Below are 12,773 nucleotides of genomic sequence, written 5' to 3' on the forward strand. Positions count from 1 at the left end.
GTACAAATATGATTGATATGTCTTCATTTGATGGATCACGTGTATTTCTAAGACCCATTGAAAAGAGGGATGGTCCAAGACTAGGCTCCATTCTCTCTGATCTGCGAGAGCAACAATCCACTGCCTATAATCAGCACACCTCCTATTTTGGTTCAAAAAGAATGCTCGAACAAATCTTAAACAGTGATGTAGAGCGTTTTATTCATTTTGGAATCAGGATTAAGAATGTGGATGGAATTATAGGGTTAATGTCATTTCAACACTGGAGTAGAGTTCAATTTAAGGCAACATTAGCCTATATGCTGGATCGTACTTACTGGAATCAAGGGATCGCGACGGAGGCTTTAAGAATTCTGTTGGAATTCGGATTTCGGGAGCTTGGGTTACATCAAGTCGAGGGAAGATGCCAAGAGGATAATATGGCTTCAGAAAAAGTGATGATCAATAACGGTTTAACTTGGGTACGAACAATTCCAAGAAGAGATGGGACACAGATGCCAGTTCATGCGGTTAAGGTGTTCAGTCTAAGTCAGTGTTTGTTACACAAATGAAATATAGCCGTTACGTAACTCTAACAGTGAGTGGTTATACTGATTACATAACCCCCTTTTGAAAATATATATGAACTAGGACCCGTTGATAACGGGTCCATTTTTTTGTCTGTTTATAGGATTACAGAAGTGAAACGATTTGTTTTTGTTTCTGTTTATAATAGACCCATTCTTTAAAGCCAATTTCTTTGAGTTTTGCGCTTACTTTTGAGAAGTCATCTCCTATACGATTAGGATGGTGAGAATCGGATCCAAAAGTCACATCTACTCCATAATGAAGTGCTCTCTCAAGAATGTCATCCGAAGGGTACCATCCACCACTTAATTTCATTCTGCCGGATGTATTAATCTCAATAGCAACACCGCAGGTAGCTATAACCTGTAATGTCTCATCAATGGTCTCAGCAGCAGGGATATCGGAGAATCCAGGGTAATTTCCCTTCATGGCGTCTATGTGTCCAAGAACTTGAAAAAGGCCACTTTTTGCGGATCCTTGAATCAATCGGTAATATTCTTTTTTGATGGAAAGCTGTTGTTCAGAATCTAGACCGATCCACTGATCCTTATTGAAAATACTGTCCTCGTACACATGATGGACAGATCCAATGATGTAGTCAAAGGGATATTTAGCAAAAGTATTTCGATAAAGTTCAACATGATCTGGAAAATAATCGGATTCCATCCCTAACAATACATCAATCGTTCCTGCGTATTCCTGTTTAAGTTGAAGTACCTCTTGTACATAACCTTCCATCTCAGATTTCCCCATTGCTACGCCTGGATTACCCACATCTTCTTCTTTAGCAAAGTAGGGCGAATGATCTGAGATACCAATGACCTGTAGTCCAGAAGAGATTGCCGATTCAATATAGTCTCGGATATTTCCCTCTGCATGTCCACAACGATAATGGTGGGTATGAATGTCAAATTTCATGATGTAACACTCCTTAAGTTGAATTATTCGGAACTTATAAATTGCGATTCAGGCATACCTTTGAGATCGCTCAGAAATTGTTGCATTGCGGAATTCAGGTATCTTCCTGATTTATAGATTACACCCACGGGGTGAGTAACTTCAAGCTCAAAAAGAGGAACGATCTTCAATGTACCTAAACGTAATTCGCTAGCGACAGATAGTTTGGAGATAATAGCCGCACCTAAGTTTAATTCGACCATCCGTTTTATTTCCTCACTACTTGAGAGCTCCATAACTACATTTGGGGTGATTTTATGTTTCTTAAAAATCTCATCCGCGAATTTACGGCCTACGGTATCATGTGTGAGCAAAATAAGGGGGAGATCGCGCAATACTTCAATCGTAGCGACAGAATTTTTGGATAGAGGATGTTTAGTAGAAATGACCAATTCAAAAGTGTCATAGTAAAGCACAGACGTCATTAAGTTCGGATTACGCTCAATGAGGTATCCAATCCCGACATCCACTTGGCCGTTCTCTACGCTAGTATATACTTGGCCAGAAGACATAGACTGGATTGTCGTTTTGATGAGGGGGAATTGATCCTGAAAATAAAAAAGTACGCGTGGTAACATTTGAATCGCTATTGAAGTGGTTGTTCCAAGGACGATAGGTCCTTGAGGAGTCTCGCTTAAATCAGAGAGCCGTTGTTTAAGTTCTTCTACGATAGATAGAATACGTTCGGAATGTTCAAGGAATACCTCACCGCGGTCTGTTAACGTCACAGGTTGGTTACGATCCACAAGCACAGTATTAAACTCGTCCTCTAGGCTTTTAATCTGAGCTGATACGGCTGGTTGAGTAAGGTTGAGTAATTCTCCAGCTTTTCGAAAACTCATCGTCTTAGAAATGGTCACAAGTGTTTCTAACTGACTGATGTTCACGTCATCCCTCCTCTAGCTATTCTTATATCTGTATATTAATTCGTTCATAAGTCCATTATTTAAAATTATAGATGATCTACTAGGCCAGAGCAATGAAACTCAACATTTATTCTTAATATTTTGTAGCATTGCCATTCAAAAAATAGGGTAAAAGACCGATAAAGAAGAAGTGGATTTATGATTACATAAGCCTAAACGAGACAATGATATAAAAGGTTAGTACTTCTTTTGATATTTAACATAGGTTTGAAGGGCTATTGATGAAGCTATGCTCCAATAAACACTAGCATATTTTTGGGTTTAAAGTATAATTATTCTAACGATATACGGGACTTTTGGTGCTAAGACCAACAGCCTAGTCTAAAGGGGCGCATGTTACAAAATGAAAACAGAAATAATTAATCCTTTTCTAGAGTCCGCAAGGATCGTTATTGAACAAGTCATTCGAGTATCACCTTCAACGGGTAATTTAACAGTTAAAATTATTGAAATCGTTAAGGGTGATATATGGATTCAAGTGGGCATGACAGGGCAATTATCAGGTAATGTGGTATTCGGTCTGAAAGAGTCAGTTGCATTAAAAATAGTATCCGCGATGATGGGCGGGACCATTCTAACGAAAATGAATGAAATGGGGAAAAGCGCCATCTCAGAACTTAGCAATATGATTAGTGGTAATGCTAGTACCATCCTTTTCAATCAAGGAGTTAATGTTGACATTACACCTCCTGTCATTGTAAATCCTCAAGAAAATCCTCTCTTCTTTTCAAAAAAGGCACTCAGCATCCCCTTAATGATGGATGGAATCGGTGAACTGGATATTCAAGTGATGATTTCTTAGAATAGAGATAACAAACTCATTCTAAGGAGTTCAAATTTCGTAGAAAAGAATACTTGTTCTGCGCAGTTTGAAGTTGGGAGGATTAAGAAATCATGCTTCAAGATAAAGTCGTTGTCATAACAGGAGCTTCAAGTGGTATTGGTGCGTTAGTTGCAAGGTATATTTCTGAGCAAGGGGCTATCCCCGTATTAATGGCACGTTCTTCAGGACGCTTAGCATCCATCGGTGCAAAGTTATCAGGTCCACATAAGCTAATGGTGGTAGATGTGACGCAAACCGATCAAGTACAACATGCGATGAGCCAAGTCATAGAACAATACGGTAGAATAGATGTGCTTATGAATAACGCAGGCTACGGTAAATTTGAATCCATCCTTGATATGTCTGTAGATGAATATAGTGAAATGATGGATGTCAATTACATGGGAACCGTTCGATGTACAAAAGCCGCATTATCTTACATGCTACCCAAAGGAGAAGGGCAGATCGTGAACGTCGCTTCTATGGCAGCGAAGATTGGAACAGCTCAATCCACTTCATACACAGCAACTAAACATGCGGTATATGGATTTAGTAATAGTCTGCGACAAGAACTACGTGGAACAGGAATAACGGTATCGACGGTTAATCCAGGACCTATCGATACGCCTTTTTTTGAGTTAGCAGATCCCTCAGGGAAATATGTCGCCAATGTCAATTGGTTCATGATGAAACCAGAACTCGTGGCTCGTAAGATGGTCAGACTTATTGAGCGTAAGCAAGAAGAGATTAACTTACCACGGTTAGCCGCGATCGGTATACGTTTCTACCAACTGTTTCCACGGTTGGCGGACAAATTAACGTATGGCATGATGAATAAGAAATAAAGAGAGAGCCGGCTCAAGGGAGTCGGTTTTTTGTTGAGAAGCATGGTTAATTTAGAAATCTACATAATAAATTGCATAAGAATTTGGTGGGATATCTATTTTAGCATATAATGAATAAGAATGATTTGAACATAAAGGATGGACTTACATGAATTTAACTTCTTTTGAACAACTAGGTATTCCAACGGATTTAGTAAATAAGCTTTCTGAGTTTGAAATAAACGAACCTTCAGCTGTTCAGTCTGAGGTGATTCCAGCAATGATAGAAGGTAAGGATGTCCTCGCACATTCACAGACCGGTACGGGTAAGACACTTGCTTTCTTGCTTCCAATCTTGCATGGCATTAACCCTGATGTTAAATCTATACAAAAGATGATTCTAGCTCCAACGCAAGAACTTGCCATGCAAATTGTACGTGAAGGTGAACGTTACGGACAACATAGAGGAATTCGTGTGTTAGGCCTCATTGGTGGAGCAGCTATGAAACGTCAAGTTGAGAAACTAAAAAATCATCCTCAATTAGTTGTAGGTACTCCCGGTAGAATAAAAGAATTAATTGAAATGCGTAAGATCAAGATGCATACCGTTACTACTATTGTTGTAGATGAGGTTGATCAAGTATTCGACCTTGGTTCTGGAGGAGATGTAGAACGTATTATTCGAAGTGCGGCGCGTGATCGCCAACTGGTGTTTCTCTCTGCTACCGTTAGCAAAGCGACAGCAGCACTTGTGAAGAAAGAGATGAAAGAGCCAGTAGAGGTAGGAATTGAGCCTGAACAAATGACGGCAAAAGGACTAGAACATCTCTATTTCATTGCACAAGAACGAGATAAGCCGGATACGCTCCGTCGTCTTATTCGTCATTACAACCCACAAAAAGTGATTGTATTCGTGAATGCAACAAAGGATATTGCAGAAGTAGAAGCGAAGATGAATCATTTAGGGCTTAGCACTCAAGCACTTTATGGAGATGCAGACAAGATGGCACGTAGTGGGGTGCTTGAACGTTTCCGTAATGGCAAATTCAAGGTTCTAGTAGCTAGTGATCTAGCTGCACGTGGACTGGATATTGAAGGTTTAACAATGGTCGTAAACTTCGATCCACCGATCGATTCTGAGCATTATGTGCATCGTGCTGGACGGACGGGAAGAATGGGTCGTAGTGGGATGGTACTGTCCATTGTTACAGATCGACAAGAGTTTATTATTAAGAAATTTACGAAAGAATTGAAGACTCCTATTGGGCTTCGGTCGATGTTTGGAGGAAAGGTTATTGAACCTGGGCAAGAGGTACCGATGTCAAGAGCATCTATCTCTTCTAGAGAAGAGGCAACTTCCTACCGCAAAGGTGACGATCGTCCGAAACGTGGTGAACCGGACAAGCTAACTCATAACAAAGAAGTTGCAACGCAAAGGAATCGCCCATTGGACCGACCTATTAGTACCGAACGTACACAGGTATCGCAACCAAAGGTAGAGCTTGAAGTTCCAGTACAACCTATTCCGGCTACTGAGGTTCCTCGTAAATCAACAAAACATACTGGGGCTAGTAAAAGTGAGCGGGAGCGGATTCGTAAAAATAAGGGTGCACCGAAGTGGTTGAAGAATAAGCCACCACGCTCTTAAAATAAGTAACGGGTCATCTGGAAGTTAGGTTGTTCTCTGTAGAATAGTGAATCGTATTCTCTACAGATATTAGAACAACCGCTTCTAGCTTCTTGTTACATGATGATAATTTATCATAACGAGGTGAGGATAATGAGCGATATACCTGTATTAGAAATTCAAGGACTTACTGGAGGTTACAGTCTCAACCGTCCAGTGCTTCATGATGTTAACTTTCAAGTCGGTACTGGGGAAATGGTCGGTCTAATCGGACTGAATGGTGCGGGTAAAAGTACAACGATGAAGCATATTTTGGGATTAATGACACCTCAGAAGGGTGAGATTCGTGTCAAAGGGAAGAAGAGAGAGGAAGACTCTGAAGTGTACCACAGTGCGCTGGCCTTCGTACCGGAATCTCCGTTACTTTATGAGGAGATGACGGTTAGAGAGCACCTAGAATTTACGGCAAGAGCCTATGGTGTAACCAAAGAGGACTTTGAGGAACGTTCAGGTAAACTATCTGCATTATTCCGGATGGAAGATAAGATGGATAGTCTATCCATACACTTATCTAAAGGGATGAAGCAAAAAGTTATGATTATGTGTGCTTTTGTAGCTCGTCCATCCCTTTATATTATTGATGAACCCTTTCTAGGTTTAGACCCTCTTGGTATTCGTTCACTATTAGATTTCATGATGGAACTAAAAGCCGGAGGATCCTCTATTCTATTAAGTTCTCATATTTTATCAACGATTGAGAACTATTGCGATCGTTTTATCGTGATGCATCAGGGAAGTATCATTGCTCATGGTACGCTTGAACAAATTGCTGAACAAGCTGGCAAACCGGGCGCTCCACTGGAGGAACTTTTCTACACACTCGTACAGGGTAGGGTCTGAATATGGATCTGAAGAATCTTCGGATACAACGACGCCGTCAATTTTGGGGAGAGATTATTCCTTATTTAGGGTATGTCATGCAAAGTGGCGTGGCTGTGTTATTTCTATTCGCATTTATTGCCTTCTCTGCGTGGTATACATCGCTAGTACAGAACATTCCTGAGGGGCTTCCTATTCGCTGGATTATGTTGGTTATCCTTCTCCCATTGACTGTACATAGTAGTTTTCGAACGTATCTAAAGTCACCCGATATTGTATTCTTGATACCTCAGGAATCTAAGATGAAGAATTATTTATCAGGTAGCTGGGTTAGTGGGGTTATGTATAAGTTAGTTGGACTTGCTTTGGTATTCTTGACCGCTTGGCCGTTATACGTGCGCAGTGACGAATCACCTAAGTCATTTTGGATATTTCTCATCTTTCTTTGTATATTGAAGCTAGTTGCTAGTTATGGGGGTTGGAAAGAGCAATCGATGGTGTCAATCCGAGCCTCGAAGTGGTTTCGCTTGCTCCGATGGGCAGTGATGGCTTTAGCATTAGCAGCATGGTTATGGGAGCCGATAGGAAAAAGCCTGATTTATGTGTTACTTATAGTAGTAACTTATGTCATTGCAGTGTCCTATCCTGTGAAGCATTTAGTTGCTTGGGAGCGATTAATTGCGAAAGAAGAATCGCAGATTGGTCGGGTAATGTTGGTATTAGGCTGGTTCGTTAGTGTTCCAGAGCATCAACAACGTGTGTATCCTAGAAGATTACTTGCAAAGGCTGGTAACCGGGTATTATGGAAACCAAGTGCAGCTTACCGGTATCTTATTACCAAAAGTTTTGTACGCAGTGATATATTAGGCATTGTGGTACGTGCAGGGGTATTAGGAATACTACTAGTGTGGTGGACAAGAGGAAGCATACTTGGAAGTGGTATTTATTTGTTCTTTCTGTTCTTAGTAGGTGTGCAACTATCATCGCTACAAGGGTATCATCGAGATTCCTTCTGGCTGAACGTCTATCCGATTCCTGCAAATAGTCGACAGCATAATGTCACAACATTTGTATTCCAGGTACATATGTTAGTAGCTGTGATTCTCTGGCTACCATTATGGGGGGACGGATGGCAACATATAGGTCTAACGATCAGTACGCTTATAGCAGGACTTGTGATGTCATTTATTATTAGAACGATACTTTCGCGTAAAGCGAATAAAAACAATGATGATGACTAGATCATCATTCAAAAAGAGGTCGAGGGATAATGCCCTCGACCTCTTGTCATTCATATAGGAAATCTTAATCAATCATTATACCCACAAAGCGCGTGTGATGATAACCAACAAGATGAAAAGGACTAAGATCGCACCTGTGTTAGTAAACATTCCACCACCGACGCCGCAACCACAACCGCCTCTAACTTCATTTACTCCACTCATGTTTATTCCCCTTTCATAAATCATGATGTAATCTGTGATACACCGTATTCTATGAATGAGAAGAAAGGGGTGATTGGGCCTTACACCATGACAATAAAAATGGGTAATACCCTAGGTGAAATTAGTTAGAGAGGGATTGTAAATCCTGAATGCCTTGATAAACCAAATGATATAAATCCTCAAGATGTTCCTCTTCAATACATGAAAAGGCAATTCTTAAGTCGGTTTCACCCAAAGCGATGGTTCCCACACCATATTCAAGAAGCAAGTGGTTACGTAGCGCTTCAGCCGTTACTGTCTTCAATTTCAAACACATGAAATAACCAGAGTTAAAAGGGTAGTATTCCCATACATCATCGTATTTAGTGTTGTTCAACAACGCTTTCACACGATTCGCACGGCCCTTCATAATTTGGAATTTCTCTTCTTTTTGCGCGGCGAATTCAGGTGCTTTGAGTGCTTCAAGTATAAATGTTTGTGAAGGATGTGGCCCGCTAGAAATGGTCGCACGAATGATACCAAGTGTTTTTTGTTCCAAAGCAGCTAGGACATCCTTATTCTCTGAAGCATAGGTAATGAATCCAACTCGGAAGCCCCACACGAATTCCTCTTTGGTAGCTCCATCGACTTTAACTGCAAGCACACGTGGGTGAATTCCTGCAAGCTTACCAAATAAGGATTCCTTAAGTGAATCTTCGAAGAATAGAGCGAAATAGGCATCATCCGTCACGACAACAACATTAATACCAGCTTCTGCTGCTTCTTTAATAACAGCTACAATCTCTTCGCCTTCCTGTAGTCCAGGTGTGTATCCTGTTGGATTGTTAGGGAAGTTGAGCAGGACAATGGCTTTACCTTTATCTTGTTGAGCTAGTAATGCTTCCCGTAACCCAGCACTATTGAAAGTCATCTCTTCTGTGAAAAGCGGATAGTTAATACACTCACCATGGCGACGTATACCAAACGTAAGCTCGTAATTCTCCCAATTCTTATCAGGATATATTACAGCATCGCCCTCATCGACGAATAAATCTGCAACAATACTGAGGCCATGTGTTAGTGCATTGGTTACAACGGGGTTACCAAAGGACTTCTCTTGTAACGAAGGGTTCTCTTGTAACATCTTGCTGCGCCATACCGTTCGAAGCTCTGGCTTTCCTGCAGGAGGAGCATAACTGTATAGATCCTTGGGTTGGAATGCTGACAACTTGTCTTGAATCACGCTTAAATGCATTGGAACTCCATTCTCGGTAGCAATTCCAATCGTGGCATTATATTTCTTGGCATGGGCTGCTGCTTCAGCCGATTGACTAAGAATTCCCTCCTTAGGGAAATAAATCTCTCTTCCAAGATTTGATAACATGTCATATACGTGTGAATTTCCAGCTTTCATGCTCTCATTCAATTGTCCAGCAAGTGGGTTCATGCGTTCCATCCTTCCAAGTCTGTTTAATGGTTGTAAATTTCCAGCTTTAATGGATCATATTATACCACTTTGCATGAGAACAGTCACTGACAAATACTTTATTACTGCAAATGGGGACAGTATTTTTTCATTTGCTCAATGGTCTCTTGATCACGAGTACAACCTCTGGATTCAAGACCACTTATAACATGATCTGCGGCGTCTTTGGATAGATTCTGACCGAACTTAAATTTGGCAGATAGATGCTGAGTTTGTATTCTCATGACTGCGACGCCACGTAGCCGTGAGGTATATCGAGGGTCAGTAGGATCAATGGGATCATACCCTCCCTCTGGTTGTAGTTTTTTCATAAACAAAGTAAATATCCTCTCTTTGTCCGTGAGGTCATTAACGACTTCAGCGGTACCGCTTACCGTTACGCTTTTGAAGTAAGAGGTGGCAGGACAAGCTAATGCAGGGTCGCTGAAGTAGGAAGGAATCAGCGCATATTCATCGGCGACTGTAAAACTAACCTGATCATTGGAACGCATATGATTCATTTTTTCTCCAACACGACTTCCATGGAAATAGAAGAAACCTTGATCATATACGAAATTAAGTGGAGTCACGCGGGGGTGACCCTTCTCATCAACTGTCCCCAGAAAGCCGAAGGTCATTTTCGATAAAAATTGGTTCAGTTCTACTTCTTCTTGTACACTAAATTCCTGTCTTCTCATAGTCAATGGTCTCCTAATCTATAAATGGTAGGGTCTAATCTTCAACCTCATAGGTTCATCGTATGATATTGATTGACAAGTAAAAAGATCCAATTTAGATTATAATTTATAGTCCACTTGATACATTTTCAATAGAGGAGCTGAATGAATGGAACTGGCTTTGCCACTGGACTCTTATTTAGAGGAATATCGGTATAAGTATTTAGCGATATATTATGCATTACGTGACGCTATCCTAGCGGGGAGACTTGCTGCAGGTTCCAAGCTTCCTTCTACTCGATATTTAGCGAATCTTTATGATATCTCGCGTGGTTCAGTCGCCCAAAGCTACGATATGTTACTTGCAGAAGGGTACGTTCAAATGGTAGTGGGTAAGGGGACTTTTGTGACTCATGCGGGTCCCTCTCCTGTATCGGAAGAGCAAACAACTAGCGCAGAGATCACTCTTTCTTCTTGGGGATTACGATTAATGAGTCAACAGCAAACTTCCTATGATAATCAGAAGCGTCAGGGGATGGTCAGTTTTGTTCCTGAATCGCCTCCTATGGCGTTTTTTCCTTATGATGAGTGGCGTAGCGCTCTAGCTTATGCAGGTGGAAAAGGGGGAGGAGATTTAGAGCTTCCTGCCCGTCCCGAAGGAGATCTTCAATTACGTGAGGTGATTGCAGGCTATCTTCGAACCACCCGTGGAATTACAGTGAATGCTACAAATATCGTTTTATTTAGCGGATCTATGCAGGGAATTGCGATTCTTTCCCAGCTTGTAGTAAATGAAGGTGATCGAGTTGTGGTAGAAGATCCGGGTTACAGTGGTATTCACAAAGCAGTTCACGCCTGTGGTGGTACCATTGTACAAGGCGTTGTAGATGAGGAAGGGTTAATACCAGAGGCTTGGGATGCTCGAGTGCTCTTTGTGACGCCTAGCCGTCATTTTCCTACGGGAGCAGTACTCTCTTTGGAACGACGTAGGCGACTGTTGGAGTGGGTACAGAAACAAGAGGGCATGATTATAGAAGATGACTATGATAGTGAGTTCAGATTCGGGGGTAGGCCCATTGAACCGCTAAAAGCGTTAGATCATGATGGTAGAGTGATATATTTAGGTTCTTTCTCAAAGACGATGTTTGCCGGATTACGGTTAGGTTACGCATTAATCCCGAATGCCCTTGTGGAGCCTGTAGTGCGAGCCAAAGCATTCTATGATCCTATCTCACCGGGGTTATTAGAACAGAGGGCACTTGCACATTTCATGGCACATGGACACTATAAGCGACATTTAAGAAGGATGACTCGGATATATAGCGCACGACACAATCAATTATGTACACTGATGTCTGAACGGATTGGTGATATTTTCCACTGTATTCCTGGGGATGCAGGACTGCATGTGTATGCATTATGGCAGGGATCATCAGAAGAATATGACGTTTTCAAAGTAGAAGCAAGACGAAGAGGTGTGGAATTTAAGGATGCTACATCCTATAGAATCTCACCGGGTCCTCTAGCAGCTTGTTTTGGATTTGCACATCTTGATGAAGATCAGATGGTAGAGGGTGTAAATCGACTTGCACAAGCATGGCAGGATGTGCAACAATTATTTGCAATGACAGATTGTGAAGTTCAAGCCCGACAGGGGTTGATCGTTGAACAAAAATAAGAACAAATATAAGCAATTACAAAGCGTGTAGTCGATAGTCGATTACTTTAACAAAGGGGGGATATACGACATGCTACATGCTTCGCCGTCCTCTTTTGAGATCAAACCTTCTTTAGCCAAAATTGTATGTGAACCTAGTTGGAAATGGCAGAAACGAGAGAAAGCATTACCCAATTATGATCTATTCTATGTTTGGAGTGGTGAGGGTACGCTCAAAAGGAATGATGAGACTTATGAGATTGGTAAAGGAAGCTGTTTTCTCTTTCGACCGGGAGATCATACAAGTGCTGTTCACAATCCACAGAAACCACTGGTTCTGAGTTATATTCACTTTGATGTGTTGGAACCCGTGACAGAGATTCCACTTCCCTATCGAATCATACGAGAAACCGTTGACTTTGAATATATGCTGGCTAGATACGTACGTCTATTTCTGGTAAATACCTACGCTGCTAAGGAAGAGGGACAACTCATTCTCAAGCAACTCATGATTCATTTGTTACGTGAGGATCGGGACCAACCTGTTCTAAAAGTCATTAGTAATCAATTGACAGAGGCCATACATGAAATAGCTAACTACATACGCCAACATCCAGGAATTCCGCATCGTGTGGAAGATCTGGCAGCGCGTGCGGGGTTGTCACCACGCTATTTCTCAATTAAATTTAAAGATTTAATAGGTTCGCCGGTTCAGTCCTACATTATCAAAACACGGATTGAACGTGCACAACATTTGTTGTTATATGCAGGCATGAATGTGACAGAGGTGGCAGATACTTTAGGATATCGGGATATCTTTTTTTTCAGTAGGCAATTCAAGCAATATACCGGTCAGAATCCATCCGAGATTCGTTAGAGCGAATGGTTTGGAATGGTGTATATGAACGCGAATAAAGGCAACTTTGGACATGTAATGGATCTGAAGT

13 protein-coding genes are annotated in these 12,773 nt (G+C 41.3%); 8 read left to right on the forward strand and 5 right to left on the reverse strand.

The features are described from left to right. The first annotated feature begins 8 nt into the window (after positions 1–8). The gene (locus AC1D69_RS05775) at positions 9–551 is read left to right on the forward strand and encodes a GNAT family N-acetyltransferase (protein ID WP_495455185.1); all 543 of its coding nucleotides are present in this window, start codon (positions 9–11) and stop codon (positions 549–551) included. A gap of 121 nt (positions 552–672) precedes the next feature. On the opposite strand, the gene AC1D69_RS05780 is transcribed toward AC1D69_RS05775, so the two are convergent. Together AC1D69_RS05780 and AC1D69_RS05785 are read right to left on the reverse strand one after the other, a co-directional pair. After that, complete coding sequence (locus AC1D69_RS05780; RefSeq protein ID WP_495455186.1) at positions 673–1,485, reverse strand: histidinol-phosphatase; 813 nt, start codon at positions 1,483–1,485, stop codon at positions 673–675. 23 nt (positions 1,486–1,508) lie between these two features. After that, entirely contained in the window at positions 1,509–2,411 is a 903-nt protein-coding gene (locus tag AC1D69_RS05785; protein WP_495455187.1) for a LysR family transcriptional regulator, read from the reverse strand. Between the two features lie 382 nt (positions 2,412–2,793). Here AC1D69_RS05785 and AC1D69_RS05790 point away from each other — a divergent pair, with 382 nt between their 5' ends. The 5 genes from AC1D69_RS05790 to AC1D69_RS05810 all read left to right on the forward strand — a co-directional run bounded on the left by AC1D69_RS05790 (position 2,794) and on the right by AC1D69_RS05810 (position 7,844). Beyond that, positions 2,794–3,252: a chemotaxis protein CheX gene (locus AC1D69_RS05790; protein WP_495455188.1), complete on the forward strand. Its 459-nt coding sequence runs from the start codon at positions 2,794–2,796 to the stop codon at positions 3,250–3,252. Between the two features lie 92 nt (positions 3,253–3,344). Then, entirely contained in the window at positions 3,345–4,118 is a 774-nt protein-coding gene (locus AC1D69_RS05795) for an SDR family NAD(P)-dependent oxidoreductase (RefSeq protein ID WP_495455189.1), read from the forward strand. 148 nt (positions 4,119–4,266) lie between these two features. Beyond that, complete coding sequence (locus tag AC1D69_RS05800) at positions 4,267–5,745, forward strand: DEAD/DEAH box helicase (protein WP_495455190.1); 1,479 nt, start codon at positions 4,267–4,269, stop codon at positions 5,743–5,745. Between the two features lie 132 nt (positions 5,746–5,877). After that, positions 5,878–6,624 (forward strand): ABC transporter ATP-binding protein, encoded by a 747-nt coding sequence (locus AC1D69_RS05805; RefSeq protein ID WP_495455191.1) that lies wholly within the window; start codon positions 5,878–5,880, stop codon positions 6,622–6,624. Between the two features lie 2 nt (positions 6,625–6,626). Next, positions 6,627–7,844, forward strand: a complete 1,218-nt coding sequence (locus AC1D69_RS05810) for an ABC transporter permease (RefSeq protein ID WP_495455192.1) — start codon at positions 6,627–6,629, stop codon at positions 7,842–7,844. 75 nt (positions 7,845–7,919) lie between these two features. Here AC1D69_RS05810 and AC1D69_RS05815 read toward each other — a convergent pair whose 3' ends face one another. The 3 genes from AC1D69_RS05815 to AC1D69_RS05825 all read right to left on the reverse strand — a co-directional run bounded on the left by AC1D69_RS05815 (position 7,920) and on the right by AC1D69_RS05825 (position 10,190). After that, positions 7,920–8,048, reverse strand: a complete 129-nt coding sequence (locus AC1D69_RS05815; protein WP_495455193.1) for a hypothetical protein — start codon at positions 8,046–8,048, stop codon at positions 7,920–7,922. A 121-nt stretch (positions 8,049–8,169) separates the two neighbouring features. Next, positions 8,170–9,474 (reverse strand): aminotransferase class I/II-fold pyridoxal phosphate-dependent enzyme, encoded by a 1,305-nt coding sequence (locus AC1D69_RS05820; protein ID WP_495455306.1) that lies wholly within the window; start codon positions 9,472–9,474, stop codon positions 8,170–8,172. Positions 9,475–9,575: 101 nt separating this feature from the next. Continuing rightward, the gene (locus AC1D69_RS05825; protein WP_495455194.1) at positions 9,576–10,190 is read right to left on the reverse strand and encodes a pyridoxamine 5'-phosphate oxidase family protein; all 615 of its coding nucleotides are present in this window, start codon (positions 10,188–10,190) and stop codon (positions 9,576–9,578) included. A 148-nt stretch (positions 10,191–10,338) separates the two neighbouring features. On the opposite strand from AC1D69_RS05825, the gene pdxR reads away from it, so the two are divergent. Together pdxR and AC1D69_RS05835 are read left to right on the forward strand one after the other, a co-directional pair. Continuing rightward, positions 10,339–11,847, forward strand: coding sequence for a MocR-like pyridoxine biosynthesis transcription factor PdxR (pdxR, locus tag AC1D69_RS05830; protein ID WP_495455195.1), 1,509 nt, complete (start codon positions 10,339–10,341; stop codon positions 11,845–11,847). A 70-nt stretch (positions 11,848–11,917) separates the two neighbouring features. Next, entirely contained in the window at positions 11,918–12,703 is a 786-nt protein-coding gene (locus AC1D69_RS05835; RefSeq protein WP_495455196.1) for a helix-turn-helix domain-containing protein, read from the forward strand. Positions 12,704–12,773: the final 70 nt, after the last annotated feature.

It is taken from the genome of Paenibacillus sp. Y301 (assembly GCF_059445505.1).